Source organism: Sphingomonas aracearum, from assembly GCF_003345355.1.
GTDB lineage: Bacteria > Pseudomonadota > Alphaproteobacteria > Sphingomonadales > Sphingomonadaceae > Sphingomonas > Sphingomonas aracearum.
The window spans coordinates 426,811-446,364 of the sequence record NZ_QQNB01000002.1 but is presented as its reverse complement, the minus strand read 5'-3'; the positions used below and the strand labels follow the sequence as shown (position 1 = coordinate 446,364).

21 protein-coding genes and 1 tRNA gene are annotated in these 19,554 nt (G+C 68.7%); 9 read left to right on the top strand and 13 right to left on the bottom strand.

Going from position 1 to position 19,554, the window contains the following annotated elements:
• Positions 1-21: 21 nt before the first annotated feature.
• Genes DVW87_RS09305 through DVW87_RS09290 form a run of 4 tightly spaced genes read left to right on the top strand, consistent with a single transcriptional unit; the run spans position 22 to position 2,758 of the window.
• Positions 22-1,215: a hypothetical protein gene (locus tag DVW87_RS09305; RefSeq protein WP_114687509.1), complete on the top strand. Its 1,194-nt coding sequence runs from the start codon at positions 22-24 to the stop codon at positions 1,213-1,215.
• A gap of 55 nt (positions 1,216-1,270) precedes the next feature.
• Positions 1,271-1,813 carry a hypothetical protein gene (locus tag DVW87_RS09300; protein WP_239017838.1) on the top strand — a complete coding sequence of 181 codons (543 nt, stop codon included), beginning with the start codon at positions 1,271-1,273 and terminating at the stop codon, positions 1,811-1,813.
• Complete coding sequence (locus tag DVW87_RS09295; RefSeq protein WP_114687507.1) at positions 1,813-2,226, top strand: hypothetical protein; 414 nt, start codon at positions 1,813-1,815, stop codon at positions 2,224-2,226. The genes DVW87_RS09300 and DVW87_RS09295 overlap by 1 nt, the downstream gene beginning before the upstream one ends.
• Before the next feature lie 25 nt (positions 2,227-2,251).
• Positions 2,252-2,758 carry a TIGR02594 family protein gene (locus tag DVW87_RS09290; protein ID WP_114687506.1) on the top strand — a complete coding sequence of 169 codons (507 nt, stop codon included), beginning with the start codon at positions 2,252-2,254 and terminating at the stop codon, positions 2,756-2,758.
• Positions 2,759-2,856: 98 nt separating this feature from the next.
• Here the strand turns inward: DVW87_RS09290 and DVW87_RS18075 are convergent, their stop codons facing one another.
• Positions 2,857-3,027: a hypothetical protein gene (locus DVW87_RS18075; RefSeq protein ID WP_181814785.1), complete on the bottom strand. Its 171-nt coding sequence runs from the start codon at positions 3,025-3,027 to the stop codon at positions 2,857-2,859.
• On the opposite strand from DVW87_RS18075, the gene DVW87_RS09285 reads away from it, so the two are divergent.
• Positions 3,026-3,301, top strand: coding sequence for a spike base protein, RCAP_Rcc01079 family (locus DVW87_RS09285; protein WP_114687505.1), 276 nt, complete (start codon positions 3,026-3,028; stop codon positions 3,299-3,301). The genes DVW87_RS18075 and DVW87_RS09285 overlap by 2 nt on opposite strands.
• Entirely contained in the window at positions 3,301-6,540 is a 3,240-nt protein-coding gene (locus tag DVW87_RS09280; protein ID WP_114687504.1) for a hypothetical protein, read from the top strand. Before DVW87_RS09285 ends, DVW87_RS09280 begins: the two co-directional genes overlap by 1 nt.
• A gap of 184 nt (positions 6,541-6,724) precedes the next feature.
• On the opposite strand, the gene DVW87_RS09275 is transcribed toward DVW87_RS09280, so the two are convergent.
• The 7 genes from DVW87_RS09275 to DVW87_RS09245 form a co-directional block, all read right to left on the bottom strand.
• Positions 6,725-6,961 carry a hypothetical protein gene (locus DVW87_RS09275; RefSeq protein WP_147276243.1) on the bottom strand — a complete coding sequence of 79 codons (237 nt, stop codon included), beginning with the start codon at positions 6,959-6,961 and terminating at the stop codon, positions 6,725-6,727.
• A gap of 182 nt (positions 6,962-7,143) precedes the next feature.
• Positions 7,144-7,219: transfer RNA gene (locus tag DVW87_RS09270), tRNA-Lys, on the bottom strand.
• A 112-nt stretch (positions 7,220-7,331) separates the two neighbouring features.
• Positions 7,332-8,447 carry a rod shape-determining protein RodA gene (rodA, locus tag DVW87_RS09265; RefSeq protein ID WP_114687502.1) on the bottom strand — a complete coding sequence of 372 codons (1,116 nt, stop codon included), beginning with the start codon at positions 8,445-8,447 and terminating at the stop codon, positions 7,332-7,334.
• A 10-nt stretch (positions 8,448-8,457) separates the two neighbouring features.
• The gene (gene mrdA, locus DVW87_RS09260) at positions 8,458-10,563 is read right to left on the bottom strand and encodes a penicillin-binding protein 2 (protein ID WP_114687501.1); all 2,106 of its coding nucleotides are present in this window, start codon (positions 10,561-10,563) and stop codon (positions 8,458-8,460) included.
• Entirely contained in the window at positions 10,560-11,090 is a 531-nt protein-coding gene (locus DVW87_RS09255) for a rod shape-determining protein MreD (protein WP_239017837.1), read from the bottom strand. The genes mrdA and DVW87_RS09255 overlap by 4 nt, the downstream gene beginning before the upstream one ends.
• Positions 11,087-11,956, bottom strand: a complete 870-nt coding sequence (locus DVW87_RS09250) for a rod shape-determining protein MreC (protein ID WP_114687500.1) — start codon at positions 11,954-11,956, stop codon at positions 11,087-11,089. Before DVW87_RS09250 ends, DVW87_RS09255 begins: the two co-directional genes overlap by 4 nt.
• Before the next feature lie 40 nt (positions 11,957-11,996).
• The gene (locus tag DVW87_RS09245) at positions 11,997-13,040 is read right to left on the bottom strand and encodes a rod shape-determining protein (protein WP_114687499.1); all 1,044 of its coding nucleotides are present in this window, start codon (positions 13,038-13,040) and stop codon (positions 11,997-11,999) included.
• A gap of 159 nt (positions 13,041-13,199) precedes the next feature.
• Between DVW87_RS09245 and mutL the strand changes: the two genes are divergently transcribed.
• Positions 13,200-15,011 (top strand): DNA mismatch repair endonuclease MutL, encoded by a 1,812-nt coding sequence (mutL, locus tag DVW87_RS09240; RefSeq protein WP_114687498.1) that lies wholly within the window; start codon positions 13,200-13,202, stop codon positions 15,009-15,011.
• Positions 15,012-15,017: 6 nt separating this feature from the next.
• Here the strand turns inward: mutL and DVW87_RS09235 are convergent, their stop codons facing one another.
• Positions 15,018-15,872 carry an MBL fold metallo-hydrolase gene (locus DVW87_RS09235; RefSeq protein WP_114687497.1) on the bottom strand — a complete coding sequence of 285 codons (855 nt, stop codon included), beginning with the start codon at positions 15,870-15,872 and terminating at the stop codon, positions 15,018-15,020.
• A 174-nt stretch (positions 15,873-16,046) separates the two neighbouring features.
• Between DVW87_RS09235 and DVW87_RS09230 the strand changes: the two genes are divergently transcribed.
• On the top strand, positions 16,047-16,268 hold the full coding sequence (locus DVW87_RS09230; RefSeq protein WP_114687496.1) for a hypothetical protein: 222 nt from the start codon (positions 16,047-16,049) through the stop codon (positions 16,266-16,268).
• 304 nt (positions 16,269-16,572) lie between these two features.
• Here the strand turns inward: DVW87_RS09230 and rplI are convergent, their stop codons facing one another.
• The 4 genes from rplI to DVW87_RS09210 form a co-directional block, all read right to left on the bottom strand.
• Positions 16,573-17,166 (bottom strand): 50S ribosomal protein L9, encoded by a 594-nt coding sequence (gene rplI / locus DVW87_RS09225; RefSeq protein ID WP_114687495.1) that lies wholly within the window; start codon positions 17,164-17,166, stop codon positions 16,573-16,575.
• Positions 17,167-17,178: 12 nt separating this feature from the next.
• The gene (rpsR, locus tag DVW87_RS09220; RefSeq protein ID WP_114687494.1) at positions 17,179-17,403 is read right to left on the bottom strand and encodes a 30S ribosomal protein S18; all 225 of its coding nucleotides are present in this window, start codon (positions 17,401-17,403) and stop codon (positions 17,179-17,181) included.
• Entirely contained in the window at positions 17,403-17,846 is a 444-nt protein-coding gene (rpsF, locus tag DVW87_RS09215) for a 30S ribosomal protein S6 (RefSeq protein WP_114687493.1), read from the bottom strand. The genes rpsR and rpsF overlap by 1 nt, the downstream gene beginning before the upstream one ends.
• 164 nt (positions 17,847-18,010) lie before the next feature.
• Positions 18,011-18,361, bottom strand: coding sequence for an RcnB family protein (locus DVW87_RS09210; RefSeq protein WP_114687492.1), 351 nt, complete (start codon positions 18,359-18,361; stop codon positions 18,011-18,013).
• A gap of 205 nt (positions 18,362-18,566) precedes the next feature.
• On the opposite strand from DVW87_RS09210, the gene fabD reads away from it, so the two are divergent.
• On the top strand, positions 18,567-19,526 hold the full coding sequence (fabD, locus tag DVW87_RS09205; protein WP_114687491.1) for an ACP S-malonyltransferase: 960 nt from the start codon (positions 18,567-18,569) through the stop codon (positions 19,524-19,526).
• The last annotated feature ends 28 nt before the right edge of the window (positions 19,527-19,554 follow it).

Below are 19,554 nucleotides of genomic sequence, written 5' to 3'. Positions count from 1 at the left end.
GCTCCCGAGAGGACAAGCTAGATGGCATGGTATCGTACGGGCACCGTGGCGGTGACGAACGGCTCTCCCGTCGTCACCGGCACCGGTACTAATTTCGTCTCCAACACCCAGGCGGGCGAGGCCTTTCTCGGGCCGGACGGTCTGCCATACGAGATTGCCCAGGTGGTCTCGGCCACGCAGTTGACGCTGGCGCAGGGCTATCGCGGCGGATCGGCCGGCGGCCAGGGCTATGCGGTGCTGCCGACGCAGAGCTTTGTGCGCGATCTGGCGCTCGGCGCAGCCGAGCTGCTCGGCTCCTTTGCCGAGGTGCGCGACGGGATTGGCCAAGGATTGATCGGCGATGGCACCGCCGCCACGCCCGGCATCCGCTTCGGGGCGGATCAAGACACCGGCATCCGCCGTGCGGGCGCAAACGCCTTGTCGCTTGTCGCGGGCGGCAAAGATGCATTGGTTATCAACTCGGATGGCGCGCAAATGTCTCGGCTGGTGGTGGACAACCTCCTGCTTGCAGGGGTGCCGGATGGCTCTTCTCATACCGTCTACAAGGCCGCGGCAGTCGGCGCTCCCATCCTGTCCATCGAACAAGCAGGCCGTCTGCCAATCGCAGTCGCATATGGTGTCGACTTCAACGGGGTGGAGTCTGCAAACGCAGCTTTAGCAGCCTTCAAGCTCGGGCGAAGCACGACAGGTCGATCTCTTAGCACGAGCGGCACTCTTAACGCCAACGGTGCCGACTATGCCGAGTATATGACCAAATCGGACAGCTGCGGCATGATCGCACCGGGCGATGTCTGCGGTGTCGATGCCGGCGGCAAGCTCACACGCACCTGGGCGGAGGCGATCAGCTACGTCGTCAAGAGCACCGACCCCGCCTATGTCGGCGGCGATAGCTGGGCCGCGCACCTGCCGCCCCGGCCCGCGCAGGAGGCGGGCGAGGACGATGCCACTTTCGCCGCGCGCCTGGCGCCGTGGGAAGCGCAACTCGAAGCGGCGCGGTTCAAAGTCGATCGCATCGCCTTTGCCGGGCAGGTGCCAGTCAACGTCTCCGGTGACTTCGCGCCCGGCGATTACCTGATCGCCGCCGCAGCCGGTGCGGGGATCAAGGCCGTGGCAGTGTCCGAGGCGGACATCACGTTCGACCAATACCGCCGGCGCCTCGGCAAGGTCTGGGGCGTCCGCGATGGACGTGCCTGGCTCGACGTGCAGCACGGCTGAGGAGATCGCAATGCCAGACAATGTGAGCCTTGCGGCCCAGGCGGTCGCGAGAGGATTGAACGCGGCCATCCCCGCCACCAGCAACTATATCGGTGAGGCGATGCGTTCGGCCGCCTTGGCGCCGCCATCGCTGGCGGACAATCCGGGGCTATTGGCCTGGAACCTGTTCGTGATGACGGCTGCCGTCTGCCTGGGCATGATGATGGCGGGCAAGCAGGTACGGCGCATCTGGCGCGCGCGAGAAATCGACCATCCAACGCATCCGGTATCGATTTACCGGTTCATCGTCCTGCTCGCCGGCTGCGGCTTCGCGCTACGCGGCGGGGCTGAGGCAATGAGCCTCTGGTCATGGTCCTCCGGTGATACCGCCACGGTGGTGCGCATTGCCGAACTGAAGCGATGGCTGGACCCGATCGCTGTGGCTTGCGGCTTTGCGTGGATGACACTGCATACCCTCGCCGAGCCGATGCTGGAGCACCAGCTTCGCAAGGCGCCGCTCCCGGTCGACATGTGGTCGCGATGGCCGCAGCTTCGCCGGCCCGTGCTGATCCTCGTCGTCAGCCTGCTCATGGCGACTGCCGCCGTAGGTCTGCGATGATGAAGGAGGGGGCAATCTCCGCGGCGCCGGGGGTGACGGTGCCCGTCGTCTGGTCCTTCCTGGGCTACCATTTCCCCGCCGGCTCGATGCTGGTGGGCCTGCTGGCGTGCTTCATGGTGCGCCTGTTCATCACGCTGGACGCGCCGGGGCCGAAGCGCTGGCTGCTGGACGGGATCGTCACCGGCGTTGCGCTGCTGGTGACTGCCGTGTGGATCGCAGAGCAGCAAGTGGACCTTTTCGCCGCGCTGGGCACCGGCGGCATGGCGGGCGCACTGGGTGCCGGCATCATCTCGTTCTTCAAGCGCCGTGGTCAGAGCGCGATCGATGCCCTTGATGCGGTCATCCCCGGCAAGCCGGCGATCCCGCCCGAGATGACCGCAACCCTGCGAGAGATCGACAAGCACGGCGGCTGAGCCGCCGAGAACAGGAGCAATCGACATGACCAAGGAACCTGCGTGGCTCACGGCCGCGCGGGCGAAGCTCGGCACGCGTGAAGCGCCGGGCGTCGCCAACAGCCCGACAATCATGGGCTGGGCCAAGCGGCTCGGCGTCAAGGTGCTGGGCATCGTCTACAATGCCGACAGCGTGCCGTGGTGCGGGCTGTTCGTTGCTACCTGCATGGCGGAGGACGGCATCACGCCGCCGCCGATCGCCGTGCGCGCAAAGGCCTGGGCAACGTGGGGCGCACCGCTGACCTCCGCGCAACTCGCGCCCGGTGCGGTGCTCGTGTTCGAGCGCAGCGGTGGCGGGCACGTCGGCTTCTACGTCGGCGAGACCGCTACCGCCTATCAGGTGCTGGGCGGCAACCAAGGCGATCGAGTCTGCCTCGCCTGGATCGACAAGGCGCGCTGCGTCGCCCGGCGCTGGCCGAGCGGACGGCCATTGATCGGGCGCCCAGTGAAGCTCGCCAGCAACGGTGAGCCGACGTCCCGAAACGAAGCCTGAGGAGATCACCATGAAGGGCATTATCGCCGCGGGCCTTGCGCTCGCGCTGTCGGCGTGCGCGAGCGCGCCGCGCATCGACCTGTGCAAGGGCGCCGAGCTTACAGCACGGCCATCGCGACGGCAGATGCATGGACCGCCTCCGGGCGGCCGGTGCCGGCAGAAATCGTGCTGGCGCGACAGGCCGCGGTCGCCGCGCTGATCCTGCTCAACAGCCATTGCCCGCCTGCGGCCTGAACATCCGCCTCCACCACCACGAAAGGAACCACCATGGCAGACAAGTTCGGCCCCTATGTCGACACCCCGACCGCGCCATCCCGCCACGTCACCACTCTGGTGCCGAGCGACAGCACCGACCTCACCGACACGCCCAAGGGTATCTATGTCGGCACCGGCGGGGACGTGAAGCTGATCGCCGTCGATGCGCCGGCAAGCGCGCCTGGTGTGACCTTCAAGAACGTGCCGGCCGGCTCGCTTCTGCCGGTGCGCGCCCGCCGCGTGCTGGCAACCGGCACGACTGCCGCCGACATGCTGGTGCTGCTCTGATGCCGGGGATCGGGATCGGGCTGGGCCTGGAGCTTGGTGGTGGCGGCGGTCAGCTCACCGAAACGGCGATCGCAGCGGCACTTGTCGCCAAGGGGCTGACGGACGCGCAGGGTCGGGCTGCGATCGGTGGGGCATCGTCGGTCGCCGCCGGCCTGCGGGCTGTCGGTTTGACGGTCATGGCGAGCCCAGCGCCAACGCCGACACCGGGACCATCGCCCACGCCGTCGGCTTATTTGCCGTCGCTCGCATCCGCTCCGGTCGCCGCCTATGGTCCGGCCAAGATGGTGGAGGGCTATAGCGGCCCGGCCATGCGCGTGCGCGCAGCCTCGGGCGGTGCCGAACAGGACATCGCCTTTGGGGCGAACGGGCAGGCGGACCTTTCCGGTCTCTCGACGGCGGGCAACGCCTATACCGTTTCGATCGTGTACGATCAGACCGGTGCGGGGCGGCACTTGACGCAGCCCACGGTGGCGAACCAGCCGACATTGAACATTGTGGACGGCCGGGGCGAGTTCATCACGGACACAACGGCACGGTTCTTCCTGGTGCCAGCAGCGGTGACATTCGATCGCGCCGACCACGCCGCCTATTTCGTCGGCCGGCAGGTGCGCTCGGCGGCATACAGCTCCTGGTTGACGATGGGCACGGCACCGGACCTCGCGTATCAGGCTTTTTCCGGCACGCCGACGATGCAGGGCATCGGCACTTCCACCGTCAGTCCGGCACCCGCCTACACCAGCAATCCGGGTGCCTCGCGCTCGGTGGTGTCGATGGTTTCCCGATCGAGCGGTCTCACCACCATGCGGGACGAGGACGCGGCGACCAGCGCCACCTCGCTGGGCGCTCTCGCCCTCACCACTGGCGGCAAGGTCGGCGGCGGCCACATCAACACCAGCCTCATCATGGAGGCGTTGGTCATCTACCCGGCCGGGCATCCTTCCGCGGACGCGACCGCAGTGCGAGCATCGCTGCGGACGCGCTACGGCACGCGCGCAGCGACGACGGCCAGCGTCTATTTCCTTGGCGACAGCATTACCAACAGCACCGGCGCCTTGCCGGGGCGCGGCATTGCCCGCCTTGTGTCGGACGCGCTCAGCGATCAGGGGATCGTCTGCTACGGTGCTGGCACCAACGGTGCTACCGTCGCGGCCAACACGCGGCCGAACTGGCCGATCAGCACCGCCGCCAAGCGCGTGCTGCACCTGTGGCTGGGCACCAACAATTACCTGGTCAACGCCGCCAGCTTCACGGGCTCTATCACCGGCACGACTCTCACGGTGGAAGCGACCGGCTCGGGCACCATCGCGATCGGCGCGATCCTGTACGGCCCCGGCGTCGCCGCCGGCACCACGATCACCGCCGGGTCGGGCACGTCGTGGACGGTAAGCGCGGCCCAAGCGGTTCCGTCGGCCGCGCTCAAGACCACGCAGCAGGCGTCGCAGGTGGTCTCCTGGCTGGAGGCGGCGGCCGATTGGGCGCGCGCCAATGGCGGCTTCACGCACGTCGTCTGCGGTACGGCGCTCCCGCGCTCCACCGGCTTTGACGACACGATGGAGGCACAGCGGCTCGCCATGAACGCGGCGATCCGCTCCAGCGCCAAGTGGGAGGCGGTGGCGGATTACGCGGCGGACTCGGTCTATGGCGTCGCGGGAACATCCGTCAGCGATCCCAACCGAGCGTCGAACAAAACTAGCCTCTACAGCGACGGGACGCACCCCGGCGCCACCGGTGGGCACGCGTTCATGGTGCCGATCGCCAAGGCGGCAATCGAGGCGGCGCTGGCGACAGCCGGCAGCGGCGGCGGCAGCTCCGGCACGCCGGCTCCTGCGTGGACCGTTGCTCCGGCGATCACCGGCCCCGCGCAGGTCGGTCAGACGCTGACCGGGGCCGACGGCACGATCAGCAACGGCACCGTCTCAGTACGCCAGTGGGTGCGTGACAGCAGCTCGATCACCGGGGCGAACGCCAACACCTATACGTTGACCAGCGCCGATCTGGGCGCGCAGATCACGTACTTGGTCACCGCCACCGGTGCCGGCGGCAGCGCGGTACAGGGCAGCAGCCCCACCGCCGCGGTGACGGCGGCGTCCACTACACCCACCGTCACCCTGTCGGGTGCTCAGACCAAAGCGGAGGGCAATAGCGGCGCGACGCTCTTCACCTATACCGTCGCGCGGTCGGCGGCGACGGGCGCGGTATCGGTGCCTTGGACGTTCACAGCGGGCGACACCGGCGCTGATGACTTCACCGGCGGCGTTTATCCGGCCGGCGGCACCGTCGACATGGCGGACGGCGCTGCTGCGGGCACCATCACGATCAGCGTGAATGGCGACACGACGGTGGAAGCCAGCGAGACGTTCACTGTCTCGATCGCCGCGCCCAGCGGCTACTCGGCAGGGGCGGCGATGAGCGCCACCGGCACCGTCTCCAACGATGATGCTCCCGCGCAGACGGGCGACCTGCTCGACAACGTGACCGCTGCGCCGGCTGGGGCCTATTCGCTGCGCCGGCTCAAGACGAGCTATGCCGGGCCGGCGATCAACGTCGTGCGCGCGGATGGAACGGCGCAGGACATTGGCTTCACGTCGTCGGGCGACCTCGACACCGCTGCCCTGCTGGCGTTCACCGGCACCACCAGCTCCTCCACCGGCACGGTCGCGACATGGTACGATCAGTCCGGCAACGGGCGGCACTGGACGAACGCAACAGCCTCGACCCAGCCTTCCATCGTCGCCACCGGCGCCGTGCTGACCCGCAACGGCAAGCCGATGATCCTGTTCGGGGCAAGCAAGCTGCTCAATTCGCCGTTGTCGGCCAGTGCCACCGTGCGCTCTCTGCGCATCGTGGCGGACCATCGCAGCAACTCCAACAGCGACATTCTTCGGGCCAGTGCCAGCGGCGGGTGGGAGGTGCGCTACAGCGCCGCCCACGGGCTTCAGGTGCTGGTGCAGGGTGGCAGCGTTCAGTTCACGACCTCAACGCTGGAGACGCTGAACGTCTCCTCGACGCTAGCGATCGACTGGAATGCCGGGGCCTATTCCGCATCAATCGACGGCGGCACGGCAACCACCGGCACGGCCAGCGGTACGTTCACGGCGGGGCTCACCTCGGTGCTCGGCGGATCTACATCGCAGGCGTTCGGCGTCGCCACCGTGCTCGACTTCCAAGGCGCGATCCTGTCTTCGACGGACAGCACCGCCATCCAGGCGAGTCAAAAGGCCTATTGGGGCACGCCGTAAGCGGGGATCAGCCCGCGATGGCGCAGGCCTTCAGTCCTCAAGGTCCACAAGGTCCTCAAGGTCGCTCATGCGGGCGTCTTTACCCGCTCCACCACGAAGTCGGGCGCGCTTTCGCCGTGGATCTTCTCCACAAGCACCGCCTCTCCCCAGCGCTCCCGGTCCGCGTTCATCCGTTCAGCTTGCCTCAGCCTTCCCCAGGCGTCCACGGGTCACGCGCGCCGAGCAAGCGCTCGTCCACCTGCAGGTGCTTGGCCAAGGCTAGGCGATCGTCCGGATCAAGCCACTTCGGCGTACCGCGGTGCACGAACTGCTGCATGTAGGCGGCGTTCTTGCCGAGCAGGGCCGATAAGCCGGCCAGTGTCTCTCCCCTCTCGGCTGCTATCGCGCCCAGATTCGCGCGCGCCATGTCGGCGGTGATCACCAGGCGAGCGCGGGGCGGGGGAGTCATCTCCAACGGTAGGCATGGCAGGTCGATTCGGCCAAGCGTTCGCGTGCATAGCTCGCAGTAGAACGAGACGGGAATTTGTCGGAACGGCCTGTCGGAAAATGTCGGACGGTCGCAGTTCTCCTAGCGAAGAAATCGAGGATTTCTGCGGTGGAGAGTGGTGGACGCACTTGGGCTCGAACCAAGGACCCGCTGATTAAGAGTCAGCTGCTCTACCAACTGAGCTATGCGTCCATTCCGGGGCGGACCAGATGGCGCTTGGTGGCGCCGCCGCGTTCGGGAGAGGCGCGTTTAGCGTCGGTTTTCCGGATTGCAAACCGAAAAATCGGCTTCGCTCGCACTTTTTTCAGGGCCGGGCGGTCTGCCGGTTCTCCCGGTCGATCGCCATCAGGATGCCGAGGCAGATGAGCACCGTCATCTGCGCCGATCCGCCATAGCTGACGAGCGGCAGCGGGATGCCGACCACCGGCGCCATGCCCATCACCATCGCCAGGTTGATCGAAACGTAGATGAAGATGGTCGTCGCCAGGCCCGCGGCGGTGAGGCGGGCAAAGCGGCTTTGCGCGGCCAGCGACACGCGGATGCCCCAGTTGATGACGAGCAGGAACGCCACGATCAGGAAGATGCCGCCCAGCAGGCCCCATTCCTCCGACATGGTGGCGAACACGAAGTCGGTATGCCCCTCCGGCAGGTAGTCGAGATGGCTCTGCGTGCCGTTGAGGAACCCCTTGCCCAGCACGCCGCCGGAGCCGATCGCGATCTTGGACTGGCTGATATGATAGCCGGTGCCCAGCGGGTCGCTTTCGGGATCGAGGAAGATCAGCACGCGGTTGCGCTGATAGCCATGGAGCAGGAAGTTCACCGCCAGCGGGATCGCCGCGGCAGCCGCCAGCGCGCCGCCGATGAACAGGCGCAACGGCACGCCGGCCAGGAACATCACGGTGGCCCCGCCGAAGCAGATCATCAGCGCGGTGCCGAGATCGGGCTGCTTCATCACCAGCGCCGCCGGCACGCCGATCAGCAGGGCGGCCGGCCAGATCGCGCCGAACCGCCGCGTGTCGCTGGGCGGCAGCATGTCGTAGAATTTGGCGGTGGCCAGGATCACCGCCACCTTCATCAGCTCGCTGGGTTGCAGGCGAAAGCCGAAGCCGAGGTCGAGCCAGCGCTGGCTGCCCCCGCGCACCGCGCCGAGCAGTTCCACCGCGACCAGCAGCACGACGAGCACGCCGTAGGTGGGGAGCGCCATTCTCGCCCAGAACGACACGCGTACCCGCGACAGCACCAGCGCGCCGGCCAGGAACACGAAGAAGCGGATGCCCTGGTTCAGCGCCCAGGGACGCAGGCTGCCGCCCGCGGCGGAATACAGCACCACCAGGCCGAAGCTGCCGATGGCGACGACGAGGAGGAGCATGCGCCACGGCAGGCGCGCCAGCGGCGCGGGGACGAAGGCCAGGCTGCTCATGGGAAGGCCTTCACGGCTGCGGCTCCGGAGAGCCGGTGGTGGCGACGCCGCCCCCGGCGGCGGTTTCGCGCGCCTGGACCTCGGCGGTGACGTTCTGGGCGTCGGTGGCGGCTTCCACCGCCGGCGCATCGCTGGGGACGGCCGGGCTGCGCTCGGTGGCGACGGCGGCGGCCGGAGCGGGGGCGCCGGCGGCCTGGCGATAGGCGTTTTCCTGCGCGGCCATGCGCGTGCGGATGTCGCCGCCCCAGCTGCCCTCGATCTCGGCCAGCGCTTTCATCGCGCGTTCGCGGTCCAGCAGATAGGTCATGATGTCGCGCCCGATCAGCGGCGAATCGAGATTGCGGACGGTGTGGCCGTTATGTTCCAGCACCACCGCCATGGCGTAGCGCGGGTTCTCGGCCGGCGCGAAGGCGACGAGCAGGGCATGGTCGCGCAGCTTGAACGGCAGCTGGCCGTTCTTCAGCACGCCCGCGCGCCGCTCCGCCATGGTGATCCGCCGCACCTGCGCGGTGCCGGTTTTCGCCGCAATCGCCACGCCCGGGATGGTGAGCCGCGCCGCGCCGCCGGTGCCGCCCTGGTTGACCACGCCGAACATGGCATTGCGGACGATTGCGAAATGCTCGTCCGAGACGGGCAGGGCAGCGGCCTGCGGCGCCGGCCCGTCCACCACGATGCGCGGCTGAAGCTCGCGCCCGGACGCGATCCGGGCCGCCATCACCGCCAGTTGGAGCGGGTTGGCGAGCACATAGCCCTGGCCGATCGAGGCGTTGAGCGAATCGGCGACGGTCCAGTCGTGATGGTATTTGCGCTGCTTCCAGGCGCTGTCCGGCACCGTGCCGTAGCGCTGGCTGGAAAAGGGCAGGTCGAACTTCTGCCCCAGGCCCAGCATGCGCGCAACGGGCGCGACATGGTCGTAGCCCAGCCGGCGCACCATCTCATAGAAATAGATGTCGCACGACTGCATGATCGCGTTCTTCAGGTCGAGCGGCCCGTGCCCGCCGCGCTTGTGGCAGTGGAACACGCCGGTGCCGACGCGCAGCGCGCCCGAGCAATTGACGCGGGCATGCGGATCGACGCCGCCCGCCATCAGCGCCAGGCCGTTCATCGGCTTCACCGTGGATCCCGGCGGGTAGAGCCCCTGCAGCACCTTGTTCATCAAGGGCACATGGTCGTCGTCCGACAGCATCTTCCATTCGAGATGGCTGATCCCGTCGGAAAAGCTGTTCGGGTCGTAGGCCGGCATCGAGACCATCGCCAGGATATCCCCGGTGGCGGTGTCGATCACCACCGCCGAGCCGGAGTTCGTGCCGAGCCGCCGCGCGGCATATTCCTGCAACCCGGCATCGATCGTCAGCCGGGTGGTGTGGCCGGGCACGTCGGGCCGGGTGGCGAGTTCGGCGACGAGCTTGCCGCGCGCGGTCACTTCCACGCGCTTGGCACCGGGACGGCCGCGCAGGCGCTGCTCCAGGGACTTTTCCAGCCCGTCCTTGCCCAGCTTGAAGCCGGGGGTGACGAGCAGCTGGTCGCGCGTTTCCTTGAACTGCTCGGCGGTGGCCGCGCCGACATAGCCGGTGAGGTGCGCAACGGCAGCGCCGGCGGGATAGTTGCGCGAGAAGCCGCGCGTCGGCTGCACGCCGGGCAGCTCGGGCAGGCGCACGCTGACCGCGGCGAAGCGGTCCCAGTCGAGGTTCTCCGCCACCTGCACCGGCTGGAAACCGGCGGCATGGCCGATGTCCGTCCGGATCCGCTCGATCTCCTCCGGCGGCAGCTTCAGGATCTGCGCGAGCAGCGCCAAGACGCGCGGCTGGTCCTCCTTGCTCAACCGGTCCGGGATGATATCCACGCGAAAGTCGGTGCGATTGTTGGCGATCGCATGGCCGTTGCGATCGACGATCCAGCCGCGCCGGGGCGGGATCAGCGTCATGTTGACGCGGTTGCTTTCGGAAAGCGTGCTGTAGCGCTCGTTCTCCGCGATCGAGAGCCAGCCCATCCGCCCGATCAGCGCCACCCCGACCAGCCCCTGCGCGGCGCCCAGGGTCACGGCACGGCGCGTGAAGCTGTAGGACTGCGCGGCTTCCGTCATGCGGGGCGGGCGCTTGGCCGGGCCACGGTTCATTGTTCCTCCCGCTCCCCGGTCCAGCGTGCGGCCATGCGAAGGCATAGGGGGAAGAGTAGCACCGAAGTGAGGAACTGGAACAGCAACGCCGTGTCGACATGCGTGCCGAGCGGCAACGCCAGCCAGCGCCCCGCCAGCAGGCAAAAGGCGATGCCGCCCGTGGCGACCAGCCAGTCCTGCCAGAAATCCCGAAACGGCAATTTGCTGTCGATCACGTCCAGCATCAGAAAGGTAAGCGTCCACAACAGCATGGCACAGCCGAATGGCTGGCCGCTGAACAGGTCATCGAACAGGCCGAGCCCCAGCGGCGCCCAGATAGGAAGCGCCTCCGCATCGCTCAACCGCCAGGCGAGCAGCAGGAGGAGGCCGAGCGGCGGCAGGACCGGCACCTGCGCGATCACCGGCACGATCGTCAGCAACGAGCCGGCCATGATGGTGATCGCCGGACGCCACCGCGTCCAGCGCGTTTCGGGCTCCGGGTCCATCGGGCGATGCAGGCGCCGCCGGCGCTGGGCGGGGGAGATCATTTGGGCGCGGGAGGGGCGGCAGGGATCGGCAGGAACGCCTGCTCGACGATGGCGAAGTCGAGCGTGTCCGGGGTGGTGAACGGGCGCGCCTCGGCGGTGTCGCCGGAGCGGGCCAGCACCCGGGCGACCGGAATGTCCGGGCGGTAAAGGCCGCCGGTGCCCGAGGTGACGAAGGTATCGCCCGGCCGCAGCACGCCGGAGCCGATCGTCACCACCCGGATGTCGAGCCGGCCGTCGCCCCGCCCTACGGCGAGGGCGGGCAGCCCGTCGCGCGTGCGGCGCACGGGCACGATGCTTTCGGGGTCGGAGATCAGCAGCACGCGCGCCGCGTTCGGCCCGGCCTCCGTGACGCGGCCGACCAGCCCCTCCGGCCCGACCACCGGCTGGCCCGGGCACACGCCCTGCCAGCGCCCGGCGTTGAGCACGGCGAAGCGCCGGGTGCTGGTGGCGCTGGAACTCACCAGCCGCGCGCTCGTGACGGGCGCGGCGGCGCGGTCGCGCATGGCGAGCAGGCGCTTGAGCCGCGCATTGTCATACGCGAGCATGCGCGCGCGGGAGAGCACGCGGCGCTCGCGCTGCAGCGTGGCGCGCAGCCTCGCATTCTCGCCCATGACGTGGAAGTGGTTGCCGATGCTCTCGGGCACCGCTGCGATGCCCCGGCCGACCGCGGCGACCCCGGAGGAAACCGGCGTGGTCACCTCGGCCGCGGCGGACCGGAACACGGCAAAGGCGGACGGCGCGACGATGCTGACGACCAGCAGCACCAGCGCGACGAGCGCGCCCGCGCCCGCCACCACATAGCTGGTGAAGATCGCCCATTGCGCCCGTCGCGAAAAGCCGGGCCCGCGATTGCGCGACGGCGCCACCCGTTTCCGCTCCGTCAGAAGAGGCGGGGCTGCCGAACCGTCACGCGCTGTGCAGCACGCCGCGGAACGCCGGATCCTCCAGCGCGCGGCCGGTGCCGAGCGCCACGCAGGTCAGCGGATCGTCCGCCACCGTCACCGGCAGGCCGGTTTCGTCGCGCAGCACCTCGTCCAGCCCGCCGAGCAGCGCGCCGCCGCCGGTGAGCACGATGCCCTGGTCGACGATGTCGGCGGCCAGTTCCGGCGCGGTGTTCTCCAGCGCGATGCGCACGCCCTCGACGATGGTGCCGACCGGCTCCGACAGCGCTTCGGCGATCTGGCCCTGGTTGATCGTGATTTCCTTGGGCACGCCGTTCACCAGGTCGCGGCCCTTGATGTGGATCGTCTGGCCGATGCCGTCGAGCGGCGGCTTGGCGACGCCCACTTCCTGCTTGATCCGCTCCGCCGTGGCATCGCCGATCAGCAGGTTGTGGTTGCGGCGAACGTAGCTGACGATCGCCTCGTCCATCTTGTCGCCGCCCACGCGCACCGAGGTGGTGTAGGCGAGGCCGCGCAGGGAGAGCACGGCGACTTCGGTGGTGCCGCCGCCGATATCCACCACCATGGAGCCGATCGGCTCGGTGACGGGCATGTCGGCGCCGATCGCGGCGGCCATCGGCTCCTCGATCAGCCACACCTGGCTGGCGCCGGCGTTGAAGGCGGCGTCGCGGATCGCGCGGCGTTCGACGGAGGTGGAGCCCGACGGCACGCAGATCACGATCACCGGGCCGCGGAACGCGCGCTTCTTGCCGCCATGCACCTTCATGATGAAGTGGCGGATCATGTCCTCGGCCACGTCGATGTCGGCGATCACGCCGTCGCGCAAGGGGCGGATCGCCTGGATCGTGTCGGGCGTCTTGCCCATCATCAGCTTGGCGTCGTCGCCAACCGCGCGCACCTTCTTCTGGCCGTTCAGCGTCTCGATCGCGACCACCGATGGCTCGTTGAGCACGATGCCGCGCCCGCGCACATAGACCACGGTATTCGCCGTGCCGAGATCGATGGCCATGTCATGCGACATGAAGCGGAAGAGATTGGAAAGGGGCATCACTGTTTCCGTATTCGAACCGCCCGAAGGGGAGGGCGGCATCAGCGCCACGACCGGTCTCGCGACCGTTATGCCGGATCAGTCGGGGCGGGGGGACGCTCCGGTGGCCGGTCACTTCGCGGGTCGCGGGATGCCGTCGCTTGGGCTAGAGGCTCACCCATGTCAATACGGCGCCTGCCCTCGCATCTGGTCAATCGCATCGCCGCCGGAGAAGTGGTGGAGCGGCCGGCGAGCGCGCTGAAGGAACTGGTCGAGAATGCGGTGGACGCGGGCGCCACGCGCATCGCCGTACGCCTTGCCGGCGGCGGGATCGAGGCGATCGAGGTGGTGGACGACGGCTGCGGCATGGGCCCGGCCGACATGGCGCTCGCGCTGGAGCGGCATGCCACCTCCAAGCTGCCCGACGAGGCGATCGAATCGGTCACGACGCTCGGTTTTCGCGGCGAAGCGTTGCCCTCCATCGCCAGCGTCGCGCGGCTGACGCTGGAGAGCCGGGTGCGCGGCGCGGAAGGGTGGAGTCGAAGTGTCGACAACGGCGCGCTGCTGGCCGAGGGGCCGGCGGGATTGCCGCCGGGAACGCGGGTGCGCGTGGAAGCACTGTTCGAGCGCGTGCCGGCGCGGCGCAAGTTCCTGCGCAGCCCTCGCGCTGAATATGCCGCCTGCCTGGATGCCGTGCGGCGGCTGGCGATGGCGCGGCCGGAGATCGCCTTCAGCCTGGAGCATGACGGCCGCCGCATCCTCTCCACCGCCGCCGACGAGCCGCTGCCGGCGCGAGTCGCGGCGCTGACCGATCGCGGGCTGGCGGAGAACGGCATCGCCATCGACCTGGAGCGCGAGGGGTTCCGGCTGGGCGGGATCGCCGGCGTGCCGACCTTCAACCGCGGCATCGCCGACCATCAATATCTGTTCGTCAACCGGCGCCCGGTGAAGGACCGGCTGCTCGCCGGCGCGATCCGTGGCGCCTATGCCGAGCTGCTCGCGCGCGACCGGCACGCGGTGGTGGCGCTGTTTCTCGACGTTCCGGCGAGCGAGGTGGACGTGAACGTGCATCCCGCCAAGACGGAGGTCCGCTTTCGCGAGCCCTCGCTGGTGCGCGGGATGATCGTCTCCGGCCTGCGCCGCGCGCTGGACGAGGCGGGGCACCGTGCGGTGCAGCGGCCGGCGGAAGAGGCGATGGCCGCCTGGCAGGCCGAGCCGGTGGCGCCCTGGCCGGAGCAGGCCGACCTCCTCGCGCCGGCCGGGCGCCGCCCGGCCTCGTCCTTGGCGCCGGCCTCAGCCGGTTGGCCCTCGACGGACGTTGCAACGGCGGAGGTACAGGATCGCCGGGCGGCCTTCGCCTTGCCCCAGGGTCGCGCCGAGCCGGCCTGGGCGCGGCCGCCGGAAACCACGCGCTTCCCGCTCGGCGTGGCGCGCGGACAGGTCGCCAAGACGTATATCGTCGCGGAGGCGGAGGACGGGCTGGTGCTGGTGGATCAGCACGCCGCGCACGAACGGCTGGTGCTGGAGCGGATGCGCCGGGCGGTGGCCGGCGGCGGCGTCGCTGCGCAGGCTCTGCTGCTGCCGGAAGTGGTGGAGCTGGACGAGCCCGGCTGCGACCGGCTGGAGGCGCGCGCGGGCGAGCTCGGCGAACTGGGGCTGGAGCTGGAGCGGTTCGGGCCGCGCGCGATGCTGGTGCGCGCCGTTCCCGCGCCGCTCGGCCAGAGCGACGTCAAGGGACTGGTCGGCGATCTGGCCGACGAACTCGCCGCCTTCGACGAGGCGCTCAGCCTGAAGGAGCGGCTGGACCATGTCGCCGCGACCATGGCCTGCCATGGCTCCGTGCGGGCGGGGCGGGTGCTGTCGGTGGCGGAGATGAACGCGCTGCTACGCGAGATGGAGGTCACGCCGCATTCCGGCCAGTGCAACCATGGCCGGCCGACCTGGGTGAAGCTGGCGCATGGCGACATCGAGAAGCTGTTTGGGCGGAAGTGACCCGCGTCAGAGCGGGGTGCCGGCGCGGCACGCCTCCAGCTCGACGGGATCGTGGGTGCAGGTGACGGTCACCGTGTCGCGCCGCTCCACCGAGAGTGCGCGCAGCCGCTGCTGATTGGACAGCCGGCTGGTGGCATCCACCTCCATCAGCCGCTGATAGGCGCGCAGGCCCGGCGTGCACGTGCGCCGCGCCGACCGCATCTCGCCGCGGTAGAAATAGGCGTCGCCGGCATGCAGCAGCCAGCGGCCGTCGTCGCGGCGGACGGCGACGCCGGCATGGCCCCAGGTGTGGCCGGGCAGCGGCACCATCAGGATCTCGGGCGGCAGCCCGTCCAGATCGCGCACCGCGTCGAAGCCGAACCAGGGCTCGCCGCGCGCGCCATAGCGGCGCCAGTTCGTCACGTCGTTCAGCTGCCGCGTGCGCCAGCGGTTGCGCGCGACGATGCCGGCGCGCGGGCCGGTGGCATCGTCATATTCGCGCTGCATCACGTGCACGGTGGCGCCGGGAAAGTCCTCCAGCCCGCCGGCATGGTCGAAGTCGAGATGCGTGGTCACGATGTGGCGCACGTCGGCGGCGCGGAAGCCGAGCGCCTCGATCTGGCGGATCGCCGTTTCGCTTTCGCGCAGGCGGATGTTGAGCATCAGCCGCCAGGGCAGGGTGATGCGCGGCTCGGGATGACGGTGCGGATGCGCCACGTCGCGCAGGCCATAGCCGGTGTCGACCAGCACCAGCCCATGGGCATCCGTCTCTATCAGGAGGCAGTGGCAGACGATCCGGCCGAGCGGCCCCACGCTGCGCCCGTCGAACAACGCGCCGCCGAGCGGACAGTCCGTGCCGCAGTTCAGGTGGTGGATGCGCATCCTGTCCGTCCCGTTTGTCAAAGGCTTGGCCTGATCGGGGGACGATCGGTGCGGCGCGTTGTTCCCTTGTGCCCGCCTCGGCGAAGCGAGTTCTCGCCGGGTGCGAGCGACTGCTCGGTGGCCACTGCCGAACAGCCCCGCGGGCGCCTTTGCGCTAATCTCCGCTGTGTAAAGGTGAGCGAGCGCAAGCTTCCCAGCATTCCGCCAAGTGACTCCATCATCAGTTCGCTGGAGATCGGTGGGGTGCTCGGGTTCGCGATCCCGTTGGAAAGTGGGCAGTTCAAGGTGGTCATGTTCTCCCTGACGGGCGGCTTGAAGGCGACAGGCCGTGCACTCGAGCTTTCGCCCGCCGGCCGCAAGGACGATGGAAAGGGGCTGCGCGCGTACACGCTATAGTCCCGCCTCGGCTGGGGGCATGCCATGGAAACATGGGGATCGGGCTGGCTATGCGAGGGCCAGAGAGCCGCAGGATCGTTCACCTGCGGGAAACATTTGGCGAGTCGCGCTTTGTAGCGAGCGAACGATGCTTACTCGAGTATTGCCATGAACAAGATCGTGCCCGTCTTTCTCGCCCTGATCCCGCTGGCGGCAGTGGTCGGCGCCTGCGTCGCCTGCCCCTGAACCGACGGGCGCGAACAAGAAAAAGGCCGCCGGGAGCGATCCCGGCGGCCTTTTCTGTTGGCCGAGGCGGCGCGGGCGATCAGCCCTGCGCCTGCTCCTCTTCGCCCTGCGTCTCGGCAGTGGCGCCCGGCTCGGCGTTGGGATCGTACTCCTCGGTGAAGCCGGCCTCGTCGCGCTCGAACATCTGGGCCATCACGTCGACGCCCTGCGCCTGCATGTCGGCCTCTTCCGGCGAGCGGGCGACGTTGACCTTGACGGTCACCGCAACCTCGGCGTGCAGGGCGACCTTCACCTCGTACAGGCCGATCGCCTTGATCGGCTTGTCGAGCACGATCGCCGACTTGGCGATCTTGTGGCCGTCGGCTTCCAGCGCCTCGACCAGGTCGCGAACCGCAACCGAGCCGTAGAGCTGGCCGGTGTTCGACGCCTGGCGGATCAGGGTGATCGTGGTGCCCTCGATCGACTTGGCCTCGACCTGCGCGGCCTCGCGACGCTGGCCGTTCTCGGCGACGATCCGCTCGCGGTTCGCCTCGAACACCTTCTTGTTGGCTTCGTTCGCACGAAGGGCCTTCTTGCGCGGGAGAAGGAAGTTACGGGCAAAGCCGTCCTTCACCTTCACCACATCGCCGATCTGGCCGAGCTTCTCGACGCGCTCCAGCAGAATAACATCCATCTGGGTTGCTCCTTACTTCACGACGTAGGGCAGCAGGCCCAGGTGGCGGGCGCGCTTGATCGCCGTGGCGAGCTCACGCTGTTTCTTTGCGCTCACCGAGGTGATGCGCGACGGCACGATCTTGCCACGCTCGGACACGAAGCCCTGCAGCAGGCGCACGTCCTTGTAGTCGATCCGGGGCGCATCCTTGGCGCTGAACGGGCACGACTTGCGACGGCGGAAAAACGGACGAGCCATTACGCGATCTCCTCTTCACGCTCGCGACGCGGACCACGGTCCGGACGATCGCCACGGCCTTCGCCGCCCCGACCCTCGCCCCGGCCGCCTTCGCGGTCGGCACGACGCTCGCGATCGCGCTCGTTCTTGCGCATCATCGCCGAGGGGCCTTCCTCCAGCTCCTCGACCTTGACGGTCATGTAGCGGATCACGTCCTCGTTGATCTGCGTCTGGCGCTCCAGCTCGGCGACCACGCCCGCCGGCGCGTCGATCTCGAGCATCACGTAATGCGCCTTGCGGTTCTTCGCGATGCGATAGGCGAGAGAGCGCAGGCCCCAATTCTCGGTCTTGGTCACCCGGCCCTTGTTGTCCTGGATGATCTTGGTGGCGGTTTCCGCCAGCGCGTCCACCTGCGCCTGTGCCAGATCCTGGCGCGCAAGGAACACGTGCTCGTACAGAGCCATGTGTCGTCCTTCGTGTTGGCCGATCGCTGACATGGCCCCGTGCCATGCCCCTCCGGCTGTCGTCTCTTTCAACAACCAAAGGCGCGAGGAACTGGTCCCCGCGCCCGGTTGCTGGCTGCTCTACGGATTTCCCCGCAAAAGGCAAGGCTTGGCGGACCGCCCCCTTACCGGATGGCGTTGCCGATCACCGCGCCGATGATGCCGCTGGTCAGCGCGACCAGCACCGCGTCGTTGCCCGAGCGGACATAATGGTAGCCGCGCGGCGGGGTGCGCAGGTTGTAGCGGCGATAATCGTTGATCACGCGGTAGTTGCGGGCCTGGCGATAATCGAACCGCTGGCCGCGGCGCCAGTCGTTGAGATAGGCCGGGCGACGATCGCGCTGCACGATCACGGTGCGGTGCGGGCCCTGGCGGACCACCTCGGTATGGCGATAGCTCTGCGCCTGTGCGGGAACCGCGGCAAGCGGCGCGGCGAGGATGGCGGCGGCAACGGTGCCCAGGATGACCTTCTTCATGGTGACAACTCCCTCGATGGATCGTGGCGCCATCATCGGCGTCGAGGGATAATCTGGTGCCTGCGTGTATCAGGCCTATCGCACACCGGGGGCGGAATGGTCGCAGTTTGTCGCAGGATCGCCGCGGAACTGAACCGGTGTTCAGGCTTGCCCTTGTTCGGCCCGCTTCATAAGGCCGCGAGCCTGTGAAAAAAGGAGAGGCACGATGCGCGCTTTCATCTTCCCGGGCCAGGGCAGCCAGACCGTCGGCATGGGCCGGGCGCTTGCCGAGGCGAGCCCGCATGCCCGCGCGGTGTTCGAGGAAGTCGACGACGCGCTCGGCCAGTCGCTGTTCCGGCTGATGACGGAAGGGCCGGCGGACGAGCTGACGCTGACCGAGAATGCACAGCCGGCGATCATGGCCAATGCCATCGCCACCCTGCGCGTGCTGGAGCGGGAGGGCGGCGTGAAGCTGGCCGAGAAGGCGGACTTCGTCGCGGGCCATTCGCTGGGCGAATATACGGCGCTGTGCGCGGCGGGGGCGTCCGATCTCGCGACAACCGCGCGGCTGCTGAAACTGCGCGGCCAGGCGATGCAGGCGGCGGTGCCGGTGGGCGAGGGGGCGATGGCGGCGCTGCTCGGCGTCGATCTCGAAAAGGCGCAGGCGATCGCCGGGGCGGCGGCCGACAGCATCCTGGCGGAGCGCGGCGAGCAGCGGATCTGCACGGTCGCCAACGACAATGATCCCTCGCAGGTGGTCATCTCCGGCCACCGCGACGCGATCGAGCGCGCGGTGGCGCTGGCCAAGGAGATGGGCGCCAAGCGCGCGCTGCTGCTGCCGGTTTCCGCCCCGTTCCACTGCGCGCTGATGGAGGATGCGGCGACCGCGATGGAGAACGCGCTGGCGGAGTCGGCGATCTCCGCGCCGCTGGTGCCGCTGTACAACAATGTCGATGCCGCGGCGATCAGCGATCCCGGCCAGATTCGCCCGTCGCTGGTGGCGCAGGTGACAGGCATGGTGCGCTGGCGCGAATCGGTGCTGGCGATGAGGCAAGCGGGCGTGGAGCGGTTCGTGGAGTTCGGCGGCAAAGTGCTCGCCCCGATGGTCAAGCGCATCGCCCCGGACGTGGAGGCGGCCAGCGTGGTGACGATGGACGACATCGAGGCTTTGCTGAAGACGCTCTGACCTTTCAACTTTCCCGTCACCCCGGCGA